The sequence below is a fragment of the Rhodococcus sp. C3V genome (assembly GCF_029269915.1).
GTDB classification, from domain to species: domain Bacteria; phylum Actinomycetota; class Actinomycetes; order Mycobacteriales; family Mycobacteriaceae; genus Rhodococcus_F; species Rhodococcus_F qingshengii.
The window spans coordinates 26,585-47,754 of record NZ_JARJBE010000009.1 but is presented as its reverse complement, the minus strand read 5'-3'; the positions used below and the strand labels follow the sequence as shown (position 1 = coordinate 47,754).

At 59.8% G+C, this 21,170-nt stretch carries 18 protein-coding genes and 1 pseudogene; 16 read left to right on the top strand and 3 right to left on the bottom strand.

Translation table 11 applies throughout. The annotated features are described in order from the left end of the window. Positions 1-597: 597 nt before the first annotated feature. A complete protein-coding gene (locus P3G66_RS22240) occupies positions 598-2,313 on the bottom strand; it encodes a 3-ketosteroid-delta-1-dehydrogenase (protein WP_270008659.1) in 1,716 nt (571 codons plus the stop codon). A 67-nt stretch (positions 2,314-2,380) separates the two neighbouring features. Here P3G66_RS22240 and P3G66_RS22235 point away from each other — a divergent pair, with 67 nt between their 5' ends. The 4 genes from P3G66_RS22235 to P3G66_RS22220 all read left to right on the top strand — a co-directional run bounded on the left by P3G66_RS22235 (position 2,381) and on the right by P3G66_RS22220 (position 5,590). Further along, complete coding sequence (locus P3G66_RS22235) at positions 2,381-2,641, top strand: hypothetical protein (RefSeq protein WP_276117113.1); 261 nt, start codon at positions 2,381-2,383, stop codon at positions 2,639-2,641. A gap of 159 nt (positions 2,642-2,800) precedes the next feature. Continuing rightward, positions 2,801-3,349: a hypothetical protein gene (locus P3G66_RS22230; RefSeq protein WP_064443219.1), complete on the top strand. Its 549-nt coding sequence runs from the start codon at positions 2,801-2,803 to the stop codon at positions 3,347-3,349. Between the two features lie 470 nt (positions 3,350-3,819). After that, positions 3,820-4,242 carry a hypothetical protein gene (locus tag P3G66_RS22225; RefSeq protein WP_276117162.1) on the top strand — a complete coding sequence of 141 codons (423 nt, stop codon included), beginning with the start codon at positions 3,820-3,822 and terminating at the stop codon, positions 4,240-4,242. A gap of 97 nt (positions 4,243-4,339) precedes the next feature. Next, entirely contained in the window at positions 4,340-5,590 is a 1,251-nt protein-coding gene (locus P3G66_RS22220; RefSeq protein ID WP_270008657.1) for an amidohydrolase, read from the top strand. A gap of 18 nt (positions 5,591-5,608) precedes the next feature. Here P3G66_RS22220 and P3G66_RS22215 read toward each other — a convergent pair. Continuing rightward, positions 5,609-6,754: pseudogene (locus tag P3G66_RS22215) on the bottom strand (MFS transporter); the annotation flags it as partial. A gap of 127 nt (positions 6,755-6,881) precedes the next feature. Here P3G66_RS22215 and P3G66_RS22210 point away from each other — a divergent pair. The 11 genes from P3G66_RS22210 to P3G66_RS22160 all read left to right on the top strand — a co-directional run bounded on the left by P3G66_RS22210 (position 6,882) and on the right by P3G66_RS22160 (position 20,038). Further along, positions 6,882-7,331 carry a helix-turn-helix domain-containing protein gene (locus P3G66_RS22210; protein WP_007726458.1) on the top strand — a complete coding sequence of 150 codons (450 nt, stop codon included), beginning with the start codon at positions 6,882-6,884 and terminating at the stop codon, positions 7,329-7,331. 23 nt (positions 7,332-7,354) lie between these two features. Next, positions 7,355-7,957, top strand: a complete 603-nt coding sequence (locus P3G66_RS22205; RefSeq protein ID WP_209907857.1) for a hypothetical protein — start codon at positions 7,355-7,357, stop codon at positions 7,955-7,957. Positions 7,958-8,450: 493 nt separating this feature from the next. Further along, entirely contained in the window at positions 8,451-9,677 is a 1,227-nt protein-coding gene (locus P3G66_RS22200) for an aminotransferase class I/II-fold pyridoxal phosphate-dependent enzyme (protein ID WP_076948773.1), read from the top strand. Further along, complete coding sequence (locus P3G66_RS22195) at positions 9,674-10,873, top strand: MFS transporter (protein WP_054187583.1); 1,200 nt, start codon at positions 9,674-9,676, stop codon at positions 10,871-10,873. Before P3G66_RS22200 ends, P3G66_RS22195 begins: the two co-directional genes overlap by 4 nt. After that, complete coding sequence (locus P3G66_RS22190) at positions 10,860-12,461, top strand: carboxyl transferase domain-containing protein (protein WP_003943673.1); 1,602 nt, start codon at positions 10,860-10,862, stop codon at positions 12,459-12,461. Before P3G66_RS22195 ends, P3G66_RS22190 begins: the two co-directional genes overlap by 14 nt. Positions 12,462-12,465: 4 nt before the next feature. Next, complete coding sequence (locus P3G66_RS22185) at positions 12,466-14,433, top strand: biotin carboxylase N-terminal domain-containing protein (protein ID WP_276117112.1); 1,968 nt, start codon at positions 12,466-12,468, stop codon at positions 14,431-14,433. Between the two features lie 61 nt (positions 14,434-14,494). Beyond that, positions 14,495-15,325 carry a rhodanese-like domain-containing protein gene (locus tag P3G66_RS22180; RefSeq protein ID WP_209907851.1) on the top strand — a complete coding sequence of 277 codons (831 nt, stop codon included), beginning with the start codon at positions 14,495-14,497 and terminating at the stop codon, positions 15,323-15,325. Then, positions 15,322-16,626, top strand: coding sequence for an NtaA/DmoA family FMN-dependent monooxygenase (locus tag P3G66_RS22175; protein WP_209907849.1), 1,305 nt, complete (start codon positions 15,322-15,324; stop codon positions 16,624-16,626). The genes P3G66_RS22180 and P3G66_RS22175 overlap by 4 nt, the downstream gene beginning before the upstream one ends. Positions 16,627-16,640: 14 nt before the next feature. Beyond that, positions 16,641-18,251 (top strand): ABC transporter substrate-binding protein, encoded by a 1,611-nt coding sequence (locus P3G66_RS22170; RefSeq protein ID WP_276117111.1) that lies wholly within the window; start codon positions 16,641-16,643, stop codon positions 18,249-18,251. Between the two features lie 59 nt (positions 18,252-18,310). Then, positions 18,311-19,288, top strand: coding sequence for an ABC transporter substrate-binding protein (locus tag P3G66_RS22165; RefSeq protein ID WP_007726443.1), 978 nt, complete (start codon positions 18,311-18,313; stop codon positions 19,286-19,288). 282 nt (positions 19,289-19,570) lie between these two features. Further along, entirely contained in the window at positions 19,571-20,038 is a 468-nt protein-coding gene (locus P3G66_RS22160) for a DIP1984 family protein (protein ID WP_007726442.1), read from the top strand. 255 nt (positions 20,039-20,293) lie between these two features. Here P3G66_RS22160 and P3G66_RS22155 read toward each other — a convergent pair whose 3' ends face one another. Then, the gene (locus P3G66_RS22155; RefSeq protein ID WP_042925672.1) at positions 20,294-20,515 is read right to left on the bottom strand and encodes an RGCVC family protein; all 222 of its coding nucleotides are present in this window, start codon (positions 20,513-20,515) and stop codon (positions 20,294-20,296) included. 238 nt (positions 20,516-20,753) lie between these two features. Between P3G66_RS22155 and P3G66_RS22150 the strand changes: the two genes are divergently transcribed. After that, complete coding sequence (locus tag P3G66_RS22150; RefSeq protein WP_037129595.1) at positions 20,754-21,098, top strand: nitroreductase/quinone reductase family protein; 345 nt, start codon at positions 20,754-20,756, stop codon at positions 21,096-21,098. Positions 21,099-21,170 lie beyond the last annotated feature (72 nt).

The window sequence follows — 21,170 nt, the reverse complement described above, 5'->3', positions numbered from 1 at the left end:
ACTCCGTTGGAGTGAGATGTTCGGATCGCGCCATGGAGAGAGGTACGGTGACCGCTCTCGAACGCGAGCGCGCGCATAGACCCGCAGGTCTGCATCTCCTGGTGACAGCACAGGAGATACGGGTTCTACATCGAGGCAGTGCCTGAATCGATCGTTGATCGAGGACTACGAATGCCGGAACAAACCGAAGGCTTCTCATTCGAAGATCGACAGGGTGGGTGTCTACCCGGATGGTCGGAAAGGGGGTGGAACATGGAGATCCTTGCGTTGCGGATGAGGAATCACCTCATACGCTGTCGCTTCACGACGCTCCACACCACGGTTGAATTACCTGGGTACATACCTGTTTTTGCGCATTCGACCCGACCGGTCGATATCAGGCGCGCCTTCGGTTGATGGCATCTGTTCGAACAATCGCCAGTGCCCCATGTCACTTCTGGAGACGATACCGCGTCTTGGTCACCTGGCGCGTCAGCGTTACCGAGATGGGACATACAGGCGGCATTGCTCCTACAAGCCGAACGGGAGACCAGTGCACGTTCCCGGCATCGGAAACGCGTGCTGATCTCCCGTTCGGCGATCTGTTGCCTAGTGGATCTACTGCTGAGTCGAAGCTACTTTCTCGGCTGCGTGGTGAGCGGCAATGTATCCGTAAACCAGCCCCTGGCCGATCGTTGCACCGGCGCCCGGGTAGGTGTGACCGAATGCGTTGGCCGCAGTATTGCCGATCGCATACAGGCCGTCGATCACGCTGCCGTCCTCACGAAGCACGCGTGCATGCTCGTCTGCCTGCACACCGCCGCAGGTGCCGAGGTCGCTGAGCGTCATCTTCACCGCGTAGAGGGCACTCGTGTCGAGCTTCCTCAGGTTCGGGTTCGGGGACACTGTCGGGTCGCCGTAGTACCGATCGTATGCACTTCCGCCGCGACCAAATTCCGCATCGCTACCGGCAGCAGCGGCCTCGTTGAACTTCTCGAAGGACTCGGCAAAAGCCTCCTCGGGAAGACCGATCTTGCGGGCAAGTTCGACCGGACTGCTCGCCTTGTGCGCGATGCCGGAGTCGAAGAATGCCTGCGGAAGCGGCTGACGAGGGAAGATACCGCCTGCGAACACGTAGCTGTTGCGGTACTCCTGGTCGAAAACAAACCACATCGACTCGGCCGGATCTCCGGCCTTTTCCCGTTCGAGCACGCGCTGGCCGAACGACATGTAGTCCGTCGCCTCGTTCACGAATCGACGACCGGTCTGGTCGACGATGAACGAGCCTGGCAGCGCACGCTCTGCGAGCATCACCATCGGCGGGCGGCCCTTGATGCTTGCCACCGCGGGGAACCACCACGACTGATCCATCGATCCGATACCTGCGCCGAGCTCTTGTGCTGCCTCGATCGCTTCGCCGGTGTTGCCCTCTGCGCCCAGGCTCTCGTGCTCACCGAGGCTCTCCGACTGGTACTTGTGGCGCCACTCCATGTTGTGGTCGAACCCGCCGGCTGCCAGAACGACACCACGCCGAGCGGTCACCGTCACTTCACGTCCGTCTTGCACCACAACTGCACCCGTTACGCGGCCATCTTCGGTGATGAGCCGAACCAACGACGTTTCCGTCCACACCGGGATACCGGCCTGGACCACACCTGCGAACAGGCCGGCGGCGAGCGCCTGACCGCCTGCGATGTATTCACGCTTGAGTACGTACTTGCCGTAAACGCCCTGCGCCAGGCGGCGGATGATGCGAGGGAAAGCCTTGCTCGGCTTCTTCACCATCAGGTTCATCCACTTGTAGTCCGCACCTGTCACCGGCATCGGCAGTCCGGCTTCCATCAAACCGGGCCGCAGGCGACCGCGTTCCGCGCCGAGTACCGACGCGTCGAACGGCAGGCACTCGCAGGTACGTCCGGCGGCGCTACCTCCCGGCAGTTCGGGGTGGTAATCGGAGTATTCCTTGGCCCAGAAGAACTTCATGGGCGTCGTGCGGTAAAGCATGTCGACGGTGGCCGCACCGTTGTCGACGAATGCCTCCCCACGTTGGGCAGGGGCAGTATCACCGACCACCGAACGCACGTATGTCTTCGCGCGCTCGACGGTGTCGCCCGCACCGGCTTTCGCCAAGATCGGGTTGGCAGGCATCCAGAACGCTCCACCGGACCGCGCCGTCGAACCGCCAACGTACTGCGTCTTCTCCACGATCAGCGTGGACAAGCCGAGCTCGTTCGCGGTGAGGGCGGCAGCCATGCCGGTACCGGACCCGATCACCAGTAGATCGACAACGATGTCCTTGGCTTGTGTCGCGGGGGGTGCCTGATTCTTCGCCATTGAACAAATCCCTTCACGTGGTTATCGACGTAGAACGCTAAGGCAGTCGCGGCGCAGAAGGTTCCGGATGCCCAGTCAGCGGGACATTGCGAGTGGATTGGCGAAGAACGGCTCCTGCCACGGGTCGGGCGTTGTGCCCGCCCCAGCAGAATCGCGGCTTGCCTTCTTCGATGTCTACGCTGCTCAGGTGAGGACAAATCCCAGCTTCGGCATCGTCGACGAAACGCTCGGCGCCCTTGTACGCGGCATGCTTCCCCGCCTACGCCACGCCTTCGAGCATCACCAGGCTCTTCACCGTCTGGCCGTCGAAGCGATTGTCAACGTCTGACAGACTCGTGCGGTTTGCATTTCATGGACGGGTACTGGCCGGCAGTTCGCTTCAACGGCGACGATGGCGTCGTCGAGGTGACTGTCGAATCCTGACCGCGATCCTCGTCTCGGGCTGTCGGCTGATGTTCCTCGGCACTGATGAAGAATAATCATCTACATGAAATGGAACACCCCTACAGAGACCGGCTGGTTCGTCAACCTCGCCGAAGGTGGTTCGGCCGTATCGATATTCGATCCGTCGGGGAACGTTCAAGGCGAACTGATTCCCGCATCCGACGACGGATCGGAGAGCGTTGCCGGCGGGCGGAAGAGGAAATCGTCAACAGCCGAGCAGGATCGATCCAGGCTCACATTCCGCAAAGGCCGACCTGCATCACTTCGATTGTCCGACGGAACGATCGGGACCCTGATCGACCAGAAGCCCAAGGCCATGCGCCGCAAGAACAAGCTGTGCGAAGTCGATATCGCGGGCAGAACATACCTCTTCGTTCATTCATCGGGCCGAAAGGCAACAGCCCGGCGTGACGGAATCGCATTGGCACACATGGAACGTGGCCGATGGTCCGCTAGAAGTACCGTCGCCAGAAGAACCCTCACGGCAACGGACGCCCTTGACGAATGTGTCCTGACACTGTTTCAGAAGGTAGTGACACCTGGACGTACCGGCGCCTTCGATCAGGTACTGACCGACCTCAGCAACATATGACGTACGCCATATTCGGTGGATCTCAACCGCACTCGAGATACTGACTTTCAACTCTCGGGTCCACGGACATGCCTTGGACACAATGAGTTTCACATCTCGGAGCGGAAGACTGAAACCAGATCATGGTCAATGTCGACGCTTTGAACACGCTCGCCCAGCGATTGTCGCCAGGTGCGATGATCACAGATCCAGATCTACTCCAGTCCTATCGGCAGGACTGGAGTTTCGATCCCGCAGCCGGAACACCGGTTGCCGTAGTACGTGCTTCGACGACGGCAGAGGCGGTTCGACGGACGGCATCTGAGGCCGCCACATGTAGCGAATAGCGACGAGTACCTGAATTCTCCTGTGCAACCGGATATGGTGAGGCTGTCGTCTTCAATGCGGCGATGCAAGAAGGGAAGCTACGACCAAAACGTTACGTCGGGGAAGACAAGCAAATCACCTGGACATGGCTGGAGGCCTCCGTGATGAATCTCGTTCGCCGACTGAGCGTCTGCACATCCGTCGTGATCGCTTCTACTCTGACGTCGGTAGCGCTCGCATCCGCCGCGGTGACCATTCCATTCCAGGTCAACCCTGCGCCGTACGGCAACCCGAACGGCAGCTTCGACGCGCCGGCCGTCCGCTGCGTAGCTGTCGTCGGTGAACAACCCGGCACGGTGACGATCACCGGAGGCAAGGAAGGCCGGTGGGGATGCCTGCTCTCGTCCGAAGTGCGCTGGCTGAACCTTTCGACCGGGGCCTCCGGCTCCGCTCGGCTCTCGGACGGTCTCAACGGAGTCCCAGCAGAGGCGATCGTGCAGACCGGGACCGGTCCAGTCGCTGTTGCCGTGCTGTCCGTGGCCGGATCCATCATCACCCCAGGTGTCACATCGTTCTACGTGCCGTAGCACCAGACTCCGCATCACCGGCACCGTGGGACCTAAGGTCCTGTTTACCGACCCGTCATCCCGGTTAGCCTGAAAAGACGCTACCGAGAGGACACTCATGACCTCGTCAGTGCACGAAACGATCGCCGTGGATCTGGATTTGATCGACCTGTACAAGGACCTCCACAGCCATCCGGAACTGGGGTTTCACGAGCAACGAACATCCAGTCTGGTGGAAAGACATTTAACAGCACTTGGATTCGACACCACCACCGGTGTCGGGACTACCGGAGTCGTCGGAGTCCTGAAGAACGGAGCGGGCCCCACAGCGCTGCTGCGTGCGGATATGGACGCCCTCCAGGTTCGGGAAGAAACCGGATTGGACTACGCCAGTACCGTGACAACGACCGACGATCAGGGAAAGACCGTCTCGGTCAGCCACGCGTGCGGCCATGACCTGCATACGACCTGCTTACTCGGTGCGGCCCGGATCCTCTCTCAGGATACGACGACCTGGTCTGGCACTCTTGTCCTCGTCTTCCAACCGGCTGAGGAACTTGGCGCGGGTGCGCAAGCCATGGTCGACGACGGACTGTTCGAGCGATTCCCGAGGCCCGACATCGTTCTCGGACAACATGTATCGCCGCTACCGGCAGGCACGATCGCCGGGCACGCCGGCCCCTCGTATGCGGGATCGGACTCACTTCGTGTGAGACTGGTCGGAAAGGGCGCCCACGGATCTATGCCGGAGAACTCGGTCGATCCCGTGGTCATGGCAGCCGAAACCGTGTTGCGTTTGCAAACTGTCATCTCACGCGAGGTCCCGAGTACTGCCACAGCTGTCCTCACCGTCGGCTCCATCCATGCTGGAGATGCCGCCAACGTCATTCCCGGCGAAGCAGAACTGCAACTCAACATCCGCAGCTACGACGCAGGTGTGCGTCAGCGCATCCTGGACAGCGTCGACCGCATCGTCCGGGGCGAAGCGGCCACCGCCGGTGCACCCACCTCACCGACCATCACAGAGACGGAGCACTTTCCGATCGTCGTCAATGATCCGGCAGCGCTGGACAAGACACTCGATGCGTTTGCCGAATGGTTGGGGACGAACAAGATTCTCGATCCCGGTGCGGGAGCAGGTAGTGAAGATGTCGGCATTCTCGCGACCAGTGCCGGTGCGCCACTGTCGTACTGGCTGTTGGGCGGTACCGACCCTTCACTGTTCACGACAGGTGACATGACTGATCCGGCTTTGCGAACCGTGCCGTCGAACCACTCTCCGCACTACGCTCCCGTGATCGAGCCGACCCTGACCATCGGTGTGAACGCCTTGGTCGTCGCGGCCAGGACGTGGCTCCCAACTCCCTAGAGTGTTGCGGGTCCGCAATCGATCGATCGTCCATGCGATCAAGGCTGCAAACGCGTAGGCGCCGCCGAGAATACTTGCAGCGCCCCACCCTGCCGCGTCGAAAACCATAGTGGTGGAAACCGCCCCAGCCGCGCTGCCCAACGAATAGAACACCATGTAACTACCGATGATCTGCCCCGACGATTCCGGTGTGTTCGCGACGATCAGATTCTGGCTCGTGACATGAACAGCCTGTACGGCGAAGTCCAACGCAACAACACCGACTACGAGTAACACCAGCGAGTGCGTCGCCTGCGCGTTGAATACCCACGACAGCAAGAGAACGACCAAAGACGCCCCGGTGACGCGTTGCGCTTTGCCTTGATCGGCCCACCGACCGGCACCGACCGCGCCCAATGCTCCAACCAATCCTGCGATTCCGAAGAGCCCGATCTGTGTGGTCGACAACCGCCATGGTTCCTCACTCAACGGCAGGGCCATTCCGCTCCACAAAGCACCAAAGGACGCGAAAAGGAACAAGGCGATCAGGGCCCGGGTGCGAAACAGTCGGTTCGTAAGCGTCAACGTCACGACAGACCCCATTGCACGCACGTACGAACGCCTATCGTGTTGCAAACGAGGATCTTTCGGCAGCATCGTCAGCGCGACGGCCGCGACCAGTACCGAAATGAAAGTGGATCCCGCGTAGACCGCCCGCCAGCCTGCCAGATCCGCAACTGCGCCGGCGACAGTCCGAGCGAGGATGATGCCGACGACAACGCCGCTGGTGATGACACCGATGTTTGCGCCCCGCTCGTCCGGGTCACTGATTGCCGCAGCATAGGCAACTATGACTTGAACAACTACCGAGAACGTGCCTGCGACCGCCATCCCGATCAACAGCTGCAGATTCGTGGTGGCCAGAGCAACAAGCATCGTTCCCGTTGCAGCAGCGACGATCTGGATTGCGATCAATTTCTTTCGATTCACGAGATCGCTCAATGGCACCAACACGATCAACCCCACCACATAACCGAGTTGGGCGAGTGCGACTACGAAACCGAGGCCGGCCGGAGGAATGGAAAGATCCGAGCCTATTTGCCCGAGGAGCGGCTGTGCGTAGTAGATGTTGGCTACCGAGACCCCGCAGAGCACTGCGAGCAACAGGCGAAGTCCGCGAGACATTTTCAACTTGCCCCGCGAGTTCTCGACAGCATGACGTACAGGCACTTCCACCTCAACTTGGTTGCGTTTTGATACCATTTGGAGGTTACGTCAATACAGTTTCAAAACGCAACCAATGAGGAACTCGATGCCGGATCGCGCACAATGGACAGACCCGCACTGCCCGACGGCCCGAGCGGCCGACATCATCGGCGACAGATGGTCGCTGCTGATCGTGCGTGACGCCTTCGACGGGTCATCGAGATTCAGTCAGTTTCAACGAAACCTGGGCATCGCAAAGAACATTCTCACGGACAGGCTCAAAGTCCTTGTCGAGCAGGGAATCTTCGAAGTCCAACCGAACGCGCAAGGTACCCGCAACGAGTACATCCTGACCGAACGCGGTATGGATCTGTTCATCGTGATCATTAGCCTGCGACAGTGGGGAGAGCGCCACGCCTTCGATGACGGTGAGCCACACTCGATCTTGATCGACGACACCACGGGCGATCCGGTTCCCAGGCTTCGACTGATCAACACACGGAATATCGACCTGGACCCTACAAGTACACATGTGGAGAAGGTCGAGGAAGGTTGACCCGCAACTCGCCAGATTGACAGATGGGCGCACATGATTCGAAGTACGCGCATACTCCGACCATGACTGTCGATCTCGAGTTCTCCTGGCCGCAGTTTCTCTGGATTGCATTCATCTTCGTCGGCGTGCCCGCAACTATCGGCGCGAGCATCATCTGGACAATCTGGCGTTCGGAACGAACTGGCCTGGAGCACTCCACGACCGCCCTCGGCGGCGGGCACACGGGATCGGGCTCACTCGGACTGTGGCGCACCGGCCTGTTGGCCTTTGCACTGGGCTTTCTGTCTTGCGTGGGCTGGCTCAGCTGGTCAGCCGACTACAAAGGCGGATTCCGCGGCCCCGGCCTGCCTGCTCCGACACAGTTCCCCACCTGGCAGGTCGTCGCCTGTGGACTGACAGTGATTCTGGCGTGTTTCGGTTCCGCCCATTGCTCGCGATGGATGAAGGCCGGCGGTATGACGGCCGCTGCCGGCACTGCTGCAGGATTCACCACAGCATTCAGCATCGACGCCAGTGCCGATGTCACCGGACAGGCAGGCGTGGGCGTCGCACTGTCCACAATCGGATGGGGCCTCACCCTTACCGCACTGATGCTTCTGCGCAGCAAGTGGTCGCAACGAGGATGATTCATTGCCGGATCATCCATACTCCGAGTAAAGAATTCGATAGGCGGACCTAACACGTTTTGAAATTCATTAAGAAGAAAATCGATTCCAGATACAGGATCGCCTGATTGCCGAACCTCCACGAGATCCTCGAAAAATATGAGACAGAAGCCTTATCGCTTCCGTGCCAACCCTTTGACGCATGCGGATCATAATATTCTTCGAACATCACGTGGAAGTGCACACAAGTCTGTGACTCACGGCATTATCCGATTTATCACGGGAAATCGTGATAAATCATCACCGTCCCTGAACTGCAACAACGTCTTAAGTTACAGATTCAACTAGTTTCAAACCATAGGGTTTCTTCCTTTTTCTCGGCGTCTCGATTCCGTAATGCTTGACATCGAATTGTCTTTCGTTCTCAATGAGCAATGTCAACTGACGGCGATGCCCCTCAGTGCATCAACGCAGTAATTCCGCTATCGAATCCAGTGAAGGGAACAGCCGCGAAATGACGGTTGCCGAGAGCTTGAAAGATAGGAATCTGTACTCCAACCTCAGGCGTGCTGCTGATTTGAGCGACCCATTCTGGGATCGCGCAGTCAGTGAGGGTCTGGCCGATCTCACTGCCGATCGCGTCGCAGGTTTCGAACACCGGACGATCCAAGGATACGAATTCGAGAACTTCTCCACGTACTCGTATCTGGGGCTCGACACCGACGACCGAATTCGTTCGGGTGCGATCGCCGCTCTCGAGCGCGAACGAACGTTGAACAGTTCCATCTCGCGGATGAGAGTCCACTCCAGCCTTCTCGACGACACAGAGGCCGCGTTGAGCGAACTGCTTGACGCACATGTGCTCACCCTCGGATCCGCCGCAAACGCTGCGTGGAGCTTGCTCCCCCTCGTCGCGTCCGGGTTGCTCACCGGCGGTGAACCTCCCCTCATGGTGTTCGACAAGAACGCACACTTCTGCCTCAATGCCATGAAGGCGAGCGTCGCCGACGAAACGACGATCGTGACCATTCGGCACGACGACGTCGATGAACTCGAAAGTCTTTGCCGAACAAATTCTCAGGTGGCATACGTGGCGGACACCGTCTACAGCACAGGCGGGAAGGCGCCCCTGAACGAACTGTTTGCATTACAGGCCAAATACGGACTGATTCTCGTTCTCGACGAGGCGCACAGCACCTCGGTCATCGGACACAACGGGCGTGGCGCGGTCCTGGATCTCATCGGCAGCCTCAATGATCGAACATTCTTGCTGACATCACTGAACAAGGGATTCGGTGCTTCCGGCGGTGCGATCGCACTCGGCCGGAACGGGGGCAGTCGAAATCGTGATCTCGCACTTCGCTACGGCGGCCCGTTGACGTGGTCGCAGCGTGTGAACGTAGCCGGGCTGGGTGCTATTGCGGCGTCCGTGGAGCTCCACCGCAGCGGAGAGGTCGACAAGCGGCAGCGGCAACTCCGCACGGTTGTCGAACTGTTCGATTCGCTCGTCGACACGCCGGCATCGGGCGATGGACTCCCGATCCGCTTCGTCACGCTCCACGAGGAAGAACAAACCATCACCGCAGCACAGAAACTGCTGGCTAGCGGTTTCTACACATCGGCGGTCTTCTTCCCTGTCATCGGCCGGGGCAAAGCCGGGCTGAGACTGATGCTTCGGGCGGACCTTCCACATGCAACGATCGAGCGCTTCGCCGACGTCCTACGAAGTGTCACGGAATGAGCGACGACCGCACTGTCGCAGTGACACCGCTGGCTTGTGCCGTCGTGTTGACAGCACAAATGGCCACGACCATCTACCTCCCTTCACTGCCGAAGATCGCGACGGATCTGGGCATCGAAGATTCCGTGGTGAAGTGGTCGGTGACACTCTTCGTGATCAGTGCCGCACTTCCGGTGGTCGTGTGGGGGCGGTTGGCAGATCGACTCGGACGCAGGACGGCACTGTTGTCCAGCTTGGTATTGTTCGTGATCGCCTGCATTGCATTGGCTTTGGTCCAGAGCGCCGCCGTACTACTGATCGGCCGGATCGTTCAAGGCATCGGAGCAGGAGGTGCGGCCATCATCGTGCGAATGATGGTGAAGGACAAGTTCACCGGTTCGGAGTTGGCTAGCCGCTTGTCGCTGTTGTCGATGGCATTTGTGGTGGCACTGGGCGGTGGCCAACTGATCGGCGGCGCTCTTGCGTCGTTCACCTCGTGGCGAACCGGCTTCGGCGTGCTCGGAGTACTCGGAGCAGCACTCGCTGCGGTGGCACTGAGGACCGAGAACACCACAGTCCGCGACAACAACGAACGCGTTGTTCGGTGGAATGCCATAGTCCTGACACCCCAGTTCTACAAACCAGCCATTGCGGGGGGCCTGGGTTTCGGCGCGATAGTCCTTGTGCAGCAATCGAGCCCCTTCCTGTTCAGCGATCGATTCGACTTGCAACCGTGGGCATTCGGAGCCTTCGGAATCCTCTACGGAACCGCCTACTTCAGCGGCGCGCTTTACGTCAATCGAAGGGCCACAACCGTCGGTTCAGAGAAGTTGATGCGTCGAGGTGCGCTGTGCATGCTGCTTGCCGGCCTCGTCCTCATGCTCTGCTGGTATCCCCCACTCGGTTCCACGCCGTTGCTCGCGGTCTTCCTGCTCGGATACATCGCACTGACATTTGGGCAATCGCTTCTCTTCCCGAACTCGGCAGCATCAGCAGTGACGCATTTTGCTGAAGGCGGAGCCATCGCCGTCGCGTACTGCGGACTCGTACAGCAGGGAATTGCCGGCATCGCCTCTGTAGTCGGACCTCTCGCATCCGATGAACGCGTGTGGTCGGCAATCGTCGCACTGATCACTGCAGCAGCGACTGCGCTCGTATTCTCCCTCCGCACAGCTTCCTCCGAACCGACAGTAGGTACGTCCCATGCCCGTCATTGAACGCACCGCACAACTCGACCCCGGTACCCGCGAGCAAAACTTACTGGCATACAAGGAAATTCGCGAGCGAGTTGCGGACGCGCAACACTTGTCCGTTCACGGGGCACCCGAGCGGTCGGTCGCCAAGCACCGGGCTCGCGGCAAATTGCCCGCTCGCGAACGCATCGATGCTCTTCTCGACGTGCAGTCCCCGTTCTTCGAGATCGGACAACTGGCCGGATTCGAGGTGTACGACGAGCAACTCCCGTCGGCTGGTCTGGTCACGGGCGTAGGGCTCATCCGCGGCTCACTCTGCGCCATCTTCGCGAACGACGCCACCGTCAAGGGCGGCACCTACTACCCGCTGACCGTCAAGAAGCAACTGCGATTGCAATCCGTCGCTCGTCGGCTGAGGTTGCCGTGTGTCTATCTCGTCGATTCCGGAGGTGTTTTCCTTCCGATGCAGGACGAGATCTTCCCCGACGAGCACCATTTCGGCGAGATGTTCAAGAACATCGCCGAAATGTCGGCAGACGGCATCGTTCAGATCGCAGCAGTCATGGGTTCCTGCACGGCTGGAGGTGCATACATCCCAGCGATGTGCGACGAGACCGTCATCGTCCGCGGTACCGGCACCGTCTATCTGGGCGGCCCTCAGTTGGTCAAGGCTGCAACCGGTGTCGACGTCGAACCGCAAGAGCTCGGCGGCGCCGACGTGCACGGGGTGATCAGCGGCGTCGTCGATCACATCGCCAACGACGACATCGAGGCTCTGAGCATGATCGCCGACATCGTCGCCCGCGGTGATCGACGGGAGGTACGGGCGCCGTCACGATCTCCGCGACCACCTCTTCACTCCCCCGAGCAGCTCGACACGGTGATCCCGGCTTCCTCGAAAACCCCGATCGTCGCGCGCGACGTTCTGGCCCACCTGCTCGATGCCAGCGAATTAGTCGAGTACCGAGCGAATTACGGCCGAACCATCGTCTGCGGGACCGGCCACATCGAGGGGTACACCGTCGGGGTCATCATGAACGACGGTGTGCTCTTTTCGGAGGACTCCCTCAAGGCCGCGAACTTCGTCGAACTGTGCTCACAACGAGACATCCCATTGTTGTTCCTGCACAACGTCAACGGATTCATGGTCGGGAAGCAGTACGAGGCGGAAGGTATCGCCAAACACGGCGCGAAACTGGTCAATGCCGTTGCCTGCGCCAGGGTTCCCAAGCTCAGCATCGTCATCGGCGGAAGCTACGGGGCGGGAAATCTCGCGATGTGCGGACGCTCGATAGGTCCTGACTTCATGGCCGTGTGGCCGAACGCGAAGACCACCGTGGTCGGTTCCGAGCAAGCAGCGTCGGTGATGGCATTGATGAAGATCGAATCTGCGCGCACACGCGGAACTCCGCTCACGGAAGAGGAAATCGAGGAAATCAAACGGCCGATACGCGAAGGTTACGACCGGCAGGGCGAGTCGGTGTACGTCGCATCCAGGCTTTGGGTTGACGCGATCGTCGACCCGGTCGACACGCGATCCTGGGTTTCACTCGCGCTGTCCATGCTTCCCCGCAATCACGGAACAACGCGCTTCGGCGTCTTCAGGATGTGAGAACATGACTCGACTTCTCATCGCCAATCGGGGTGAAATCGTCACGCGCATCGCGCGCACGGCCCGTCGTCTCGGCATGTCGGTATTGACGATCTCCTCCCCCGTCGATTCACACGCACAGTGGCATCGCCTCGCCGATCACACCGTGCTTCTGGACGGAGACATCCCCTCGGAGTCCTACACCAATTCGGATCAAATCATTGCGGCCGCGCTGGCCGCGGATTGCGATGCCGTGCACCCGGGTTACGGATTCCTCTCCGAAGACTCCGATTTCGCTGAAGCCGTCGTCGCTGCAGGTCTGACATTCGTCGGTCCGGCCGCTGAATCCATCGCTCTACTCGGAGACAAGGCAAGAGCGAAGAAGGCCGCCGCTGACGCCGGCATCCCGACTCTCACCGCGTGGGGCGAGGCAAGCGCCGATCCCGATACCGTCCTCGGTCACGTTCGATCTCTCGACGTGCCGGTGCTGCTGAAACCGGTGTTCGGGGGCGGCGGCAAGGGGATGGTTCGACTACATCCGGGTGATGACGCACGAGAGGTCATCACCTCTGCAATCGGTTTGAACGAAAGGAACTTCGGCCGCGGCGACCTGATGATCGAAACGCTGGTGGAGCGTCCGCGTCACATCGAAGTTCAGGTCCTCTTCGATTCCTTCGGTACAGGAGTTCACTTCTTCACCCGTGAATGCTCCCTACAGCGTCGGAACCAGAAGATCATCGAGCAGGCACCGGCAAGTTCTGTCCCCGAATCGGTCCTGGGAGCCATGCAGCACGACGCTCTGCGACTACTCGGAGGCGTCGGCTACGTGAATGCGGCAACCGTCGAATTTCTGGTTGACGCCGAAAACCGCTACTACTTTCTCGAAGTCAACACGCGCCTACAAGTCGAACACACGGTCACCGAGGAAGTGACCGGCGTCGATCTCGTCGAACTGCAACTCGACATCGCCCTCGGCGCCCGTTTGCCGTTACAGCAGCGCCATATCGCGCTGCGGGGTTTCGCGGTGCAAGCCAGAATCTACGCCGAGGATCCGTCGAACGGGTTTCGGCCCGCACCTTCACATTCCGTGGACATAGCCTGGCCGTCGGGGGTTCGCATCGACAGTGCTTTCGAGGGTGTCGGCAGCATTCCGCCGTTCTACGATCCGATGATCGCAAAGGTCATAGCAAGCGGTCCGACGCGGTCAACCGCACTGGAATCATTGGACCGAGCTTTGGCCGACTCGAGTTACTTCGGTGGAACCTCGAATATCGGTTTCCTCCGACTTCTCTTGGCGACACCGGCTGTGCGCGCGGATGACATTCACACTTCCTTCGTCGACGAGCACCTCACTCGGTTGATCCCGGATTCTGCAGAGCTCCAGGCCACCGCCGCTGCTGTTGCGATGGTGTGGACTTCCGTCGAGGAACAATCGCCGGTCACCGGGTCGTCGTGGACCGGCCCCCACGGACTACATCGAGAGACATTGCGCAAGTTGGGATCCGACCCGATCGGACGCGAACTCATTGCCGACGGCCGCGTCGTGCCGACAACCGTCATCTCACAACGAAGCAACCACTGGATTGTCGCCGCCGACGGCCGGAACATTTCGGTGGTCGTCAGGGGTGGAACCGACGAGGTGACACTCAGTCTGGTCGCCGATGGTTTGACAACCACCGCTGGGCGCCTCGGAGTCGGCACCGGTATATGGGTGTGCGTTGGTGGCTGGACCGTGAAGGTGGACGAGAAAGTCTATACAGCAAAGGATTCCGATCTCAGCGACGGAGAGATCACATCGAAGATGCCGGGAACCGTGCTGGCAGTGCTGCAGACTGGAACGCGGGTGTCGGAAGGTGATGTCGTCGCGGTCGTAGAAGCAATGAAGATGGAGACTGCCCTTCGTGCTTCCTCACCCGGAATCGTCTCGGCGGTGACAGTAACGGTGGGAGATGTCATCGATGCCGGACAAGTGCTGGCAGCCGTGGCGCCATGAGTAAAGATTGCCACGATCTTATCTCTTTCTTGACTGAAGCAATTGTTACACAATATCTTTCATGTCAGAAGCAGGGGGAATCGAGCGTCGCGCAGTCATTGTTTCCGCAACCGAACTCCGCGAACTCATTCGTTCCGATCGGACGCTCGTCGTCGTCAACGTGGTGCGAGACAACAGCGAGGGCGGAGCCGGAATCATTACTGCGCCGCAGTCCATCACATTGTCGATCAACGACTTTCAAAGCAGTGGAGGCGGGACTGACGGGAATCGACCGCTGCCAGACCTCGCCGCATTCGGAAGAACACTGAACGATCTGAAAGTATCCGCCGATGCTCACATCGTGGTCTACAGTTCGGACAGCCCCCTGCTTGCGGCCCGCGCGTGGTTCACGCTTCGCTGGGCAGGACGTTCAGTGCGGTACTTGGACGGCGGATCGTCCGGATGGGTTACAGCCCGGAAACGCACATCGACAAACGATTCGATTCCCGTACCACCTTCCACCACTAGCACGACACTCGCCGACGCAGAAGACGCCCTGCGCGCGGCATCGGCCGGCAGATTGCTCGACGCCCGAGGATCGAGCAGTTTCCGCGCCGGCCACATCCCCGGATCTATCTCAGCGCCGGCAACTGACCTACTCGACGACAACGGATTCCTACTTCCCGACCGCGAGTTACGAGAATACTTCCACCAGTTCGGAATAGAGCGTGGTGCCACCGTCGTGTCCTATTGCGGCGGCGGAGTTGCCGCGTCGCACAACGCACTGGCGCTTGCAGCGGTCGGCATCAGCTCCGCGGTCTACGTCGCGTCGTGGTCGGGGTGGAGCGCCGACCCCGAACGACCCGTCTCCACTGACATCCATCACACACCAAGGAATCCGGACCAGCGATGACACGACAGATGATCCTCGGCGCCTACATGGTCTTTCCGAGTATGCACAGTGCCGGAATGTGGCGGCATTCGTACTCGGAGAATGCCTTCGAGGACAGAGCGCTCTACGAGCGATACGCGCAAGCAGCGGAACGAGCAAAATTCGACCTGATACTGATACCTGAGCGTGTGCACTACGTCGACGGCCACACCAAATACGGTCTGCTGACCGGCTTTCAACATGATCCGACGCAGTTGGCTGCAGTGGTGGCCGGCGCAACAAATCGTATCGGTCTCGGCGTAACCCTTTCGGCAAGCTTCAACAGCCCGTACAACCTGGCGAGAACTCTGGGCAGCCTCGACATACTCAGCGGTGGGCGCGCGGCCTGGAACATCGTGATGACGGCACCCGGTCCGGCTAACGACAACTTTCCCGAAGTCGATCGGCTTCCGAGAGAAGAACTGTACGAGCGCGGCGACGAAGTTCTCGAAGCAACCACCGCACTCTGGTCGTCGTGGGACGGCGACGCCGTATCTGCCGATCGCGACAGCGGAATCTACGCAGACACAAGCAAGATTCACGCGGCCGACTACAAGGGCAAATACTTGTCGGTGCAGGGTCCACTCACCTTGCCACAATCACCTCAGGGCCGCCCGGTCTTCATCCAGGCAGGTGAATCTGTGAGAGGGCGCGAATTCGGTGGGCGGTGGGCAGATCTGGTCTTTGCGATCGACCCGTTGGAGGAAGATCTTCGAGCGAAGCGCAAGGCAATTCGCGGCTACGCGGAAGAGGCCGGACGCGACCCTGATTCGGTGCGCCTCGTCGCCGCTGTGCAACCGATAGTCGGCGAGACGACGAGCATCGCGAAGGAACGGCAGGAGTACCTGCGATCCTTGATCCATCCGGATGCGGCAATCGAGTGGGTCTCCCACTCCGCAGGACTAGACTTGTCGCAGTTCGATCCGTCCACTCCGATCGCCGAAGTTCTCAACCGCGGTGGTGGCCCCTCGCGTCGATTGACACGCCTGATCGAATCCCGAAATCTCACCATCGCCGAAACCGCAGAGTTGTTCGCGCGCAATGATCTCACTCCCGAGATTGTCGGCTCGCCGCAAGAAGTGGCGGACGAGTTGACGCACCTCTTCGAATCGGGAGCAGCTGACGGTTTCATCCTGACCGCTACCCACTTCCCCAGGGGGCTCGACGACTTCGCGAGTTCCGTCGTGCCACTTCTGCAAGATCGGGGCGTGTTCCGGCGCGAATACACCGGAACGACCCTGCGGTCCCACATCTTCGACACCACTCGCACTTCCCCACGATGAACGGAACTCAGCCCATGACGACGTCGCGGCTTTCATCCATACCGATCCGAGTCGCCATCCTGGCGTCGACGCTTGCAGTTGCAGCCGGCTGCAGCACTGCAACGCCAGCTGCGAGCGCCGACTCCGAGCCCGTGTCAGGGGGCGATCTGACCTTTGCGATCAATACGTTTCCACCGTGCATCGACAAGACCCTGAACGGTCAAACTGCTACGGCATTCCATCCACTCTACGACAAACTCGTCGACCAGAACCTCGAGACCGGGGAGATCGTGCCTTGGTTGGCGACGTCCTGGGAGGTCCAGAACGACGGTCGACGATTCGTCTTCGCTCTGCGGGACGGCGTGACCTTCAGCAACGGCGAGCGTCTGGATGCGCAGGTTGTCGCGGACAACTTCGAAAGCCAGAAGAGACTGGGAGACAGTGGCTTCGCGACCACTGCGAAGTCACATCTCGCAAACTTCACTGGAGCGGAGGTACTCGACGCTTCCACTGTCGCACTCAATTTCTCGGAACCGTCAGCGGGCTTCCTTCAAGCCGCCCGCTCCGACACGCTCGCCATCATCGCACCGGAATCGTTGAAGAAGACGCCCGAAGAACGCTGCGCCCAGGGCGTTATCGCTTCCGGCCCGTTCGTACAGAAAGAACTGGAGACCAACGCGAAGGTCGTACTCGCTCGTCGGGACGGGTACCACTGGGGATCCTCACTCAACAAGAACAAGGGAGAGGCCTATCTGGATTCGATCACCTTTTTGGTGGTCCCCGAATCCTCGGTGCGAATCGGCGGTTTGACGTCAGGACAACTGGACGCCGTTATCGACATTCCGAGCACAGACGTCGACCGGGCAGAAGGCGCCGGACTCACTGTCATCCCGTCCCTTGCTGCCGGCATCAACGACTCGCTCTTGCTCAACCCCACGTTCGCGCCGGTACTTGCGGACCTGAACGTGCGGCGTGCTTTGGTGAAGGGCATCGATACCCAGCAGATCATCGACACCACCTACACACCGAGTGACGAGAAAGCGCGAAGCATCTTGTCGGTGAAAGCGCCCGGCTACACCGATCTGTCGTCCGAGTACACCTATGACCCGTCGGGTGCGAAGTCACTGCTGGACGCCAGTGGATGGACAGTCGGCGGTGACGGATTCCGAACCAAGGACGGTGAGAAACTGACCGTCGAATTGGCCTACCGCAACCACCTCCCCCAATCGCAGTTCGAACTGATCCAATCTCAGCTGCGCGACATCGGAGTTGCAGTGAACTTGCAACCTCGCTCGACTGCCGAGGACAACGCCGCGAGAACCGACGGCACATGGGAATCGATCTACTTCCAGAGCTTGCGCGCCGACGGTGACGTACTGCTGGTGTTCAGTCCCACTCTCGGCTCGACCAAAGGCATCGCCTCGACTCCGGAGCTGAATGCATTGCTGGTCAAACAATCTCAGACCGTAGACGTCGATGCGAGAAACGGAGTGTTGAAGGAGATTCAGGAACTGATTGCCGATCAGGCACTGGCGATCCCGTTGCACGCCTCTTCGCTGATCTACGCGACGACTTCCGCGGTTCACGACCTGCGCATCCAAGCCGATCTCTACTCGGTGGACTTCGTGGATGCGTGGAAGAGCTAGCCCACACTTCGTGATCTCGACAACCTGCTTCGACAAACCCTCTTCCCGGAAGGAACCCGATGTTCACCCGTCCTCGCACCGCAACGCTTCTGATCTCTACCCTGGCCACAGTTACTCTCCTGGGTACCGCTTGCGGAAGCCCAGATGAAGAATCGACCGGGCAACACTCCGGTGCAACAACATCCAGTATCAACTTGTCGGCCGAGCAGAACCGCATCAGCACCGACAAGGTTGATTCGATCGCAGCGAAGGTCCCTCAGGAGTTCCGCGACCGGGGCACGATCCGAATCACCGGCAACGCTGGAACCGCTCCACCGTTGCGCTTCTATGCCGACGACGACAAGACTGTCATCGGTTCCGAGACCGACTTCGCGTATTTGATTGCAGAGGTGCTCGGGCTGAAAATCGACCTTCAGGTCGCGGATTGGGCGCAGAATTCGGTGCGGATCGATTCGGGAGACGCAGATGCGTTCATCTCCAACGTGACGGTCACCGAAGAGCGCAAAGAGAAATACGACTTCGCGACGTACCGCCTCGACACTCTCGCGTTCGAGGTCAGAAAGGACAGGAATCTCTCACTCGAGAAGCCGGAAGACATCGCCGGACTGAAGATCGGAGTCGGCGCTGCCACCAATCAGGAGGCTTTGCTGGTGAAGTGGAATGAGGACAACCTCGCAGCTGGGCGTGCTCCCGCTGAAATCACCGTGTACCAGAAGACCACTGACTACTACCTGCCGCTGTCTTCCGGTCGAATCGACGCTTACTTCGGCCCCAACCCGTCATCGCAGTTTCACGCTGCACAGACTGGCGAGAACGAAGTGATCGGTCAGTTCTCCGGAGCCGGTGAGGCCGCGTTGGGCCAGATCGGTGTACTGGTCAAGAAAGACAACGGCTTGGTACAACCGATCAGCGAGGCGATAGATCATCTCATCGAAAACGGCACATACGAGCAAGTTCTCGAGCGATGGAAGATCACCAACGAGGCAGTCGACAAGTCGCTGGTCAATCCCCCTGGCCTCCCGAAGACGAACAAATAGGAAAGGCGCACTCTAACTCGTCGCGGGGCGACTATTTCAGTCTGAACCGCGAGATCGACGGCGGACCATCGTATGCCTCGCCCGCCCCGTCGACCCGAGACCGTGCGCAGCGTGCTCCACCGGCTGCATCGCTTCATCGAAGGACACGCAGCACCAGCTGTCTCCAAGGTGATTCGAATGCTGAACTGGGAAGAACGCAGCAAGACAATGGAATCCGACCCAGGTTGTCAACCGAGTGCTAGCTTGGAGTTCCCGATTCAGGTCAGAGCAGGAGCTTCATCCATGAAACTGGCAGAGGCACTGGCGCTACGCAGTGACACCACTCGCAAGGTTGCGCACTTGCGCGAGCGGATCGTCGACAATGCACGCCACCAGGAGGGAGAAGTTCCCGCCGAAGACGCCGCCGTCCTTCTCGAAGAGCTGACGTCAACTCTGAGCGAACTCGAATGGTTGATGCGCGCGATCAATCGAACCAATGCGCAGGCGATCCTCGGAAACGGCACTGTCACAGATGCACTCGCCCATCGAGATGTGCTGCGTCTGAGACACTCTGCAGTCAATGCCGCTGCGGACGCCGCGTCGGGGCGCGAAGAGCGAGGTTACGGTCGTCAACTCCGATCAGAATTGGTCTATGTCGCGGCAGTCCCCGTCACCGAACTTCGGGCAATCGCGGACGACCTCGCCCGCGAGATTCGCGAGGTCGATACACAGATTCAACGAACGAATTGGGAGGTGGATCTGATCGAGTAAGCACGGCAGCGTTGGAGCAGGTAGTCGTTCGGCGAAGCGAGCACACACCGCGACCGGCGGTCTATCCGGTCACCTCTGAGCGCGGCGGGCAGCGCACATACACATTGCAGCCCTGCACGTCGTACAGGTAAAAGTGCACTACGCACACATTCACCACCACGTGCTGATCGTCGATAGACGAGGGCGGGTTCGGGGCATCCAGCACTGTCGGCGACTACAGGTCGGTGCGTCTCCGATTGGGATGCAGGATGCACCTCAGTAGCGCGAATAGTGCTGCATCTCCTCGCGATCTGCAGCGCAGATGCACTTTCGATCGAGACCGCGGTCGGCAGTCACTGCGCAGAAGCGAACCCCGAGCGGATCGTGGGATTTCATACTGTGCTGACACGCCGGGCAGATCGACGGTGTTTTCTGATCCTCGTCAGTCGACTCGGATTGCCCTCGTGCATTCGACACATCGGACGGGTTCGACGCCATACCGGCGCTCCAGTTCTCGGCCGTTCGACCACAGACCGGGTTGGCGTCGAGGACGACATGGCTTGACCGCGCATATTCGAATGACCCTCGACGTACCCCACGCTACTCGCTTCGGCACACCGGTTTGTACCAATTTCTGCCCACGCGACAATCCCGGTCGAGCAGGATAGAACTACTGCACGCACCATTTCCGTGCAGGATTCGAATTCGTGCAGCATTCGTCGTGAAAGGGCTTCTCGTGAACACTTTCCAACGTGTATCCGCCGCCGTGAACGTAGTGGTCCAACCACTGATCGGCGCTCCGATCGTAGGCAAACTACTGGGCCGTTCCATGACCGTCATCACCTACGTCGGACGCAAGTCCGGTCGCACCTTCAGCGCGCCCGTGTCCTACAAACGAAAAGGCGACCATGTGACGATCGGCGTTGCCATGCCGGACAAGAAGAGTTGGTGGCGCAATTTCTACCCGGAACAAGGTCCGATCGTTCTCCAACTGGACGGTATCGATCGCCCCGGCGAGGCACTCGCACACCGAAAAGGCAAGGGTGTCTACGTCTCCGTCGAACTCGCTCCCGTCGACTGAGCGGATCGAACAGCCACCGGTGCAATCACATTCAGCTCACACCCACCGCCTCACGAGATCTGGGTGATTCAG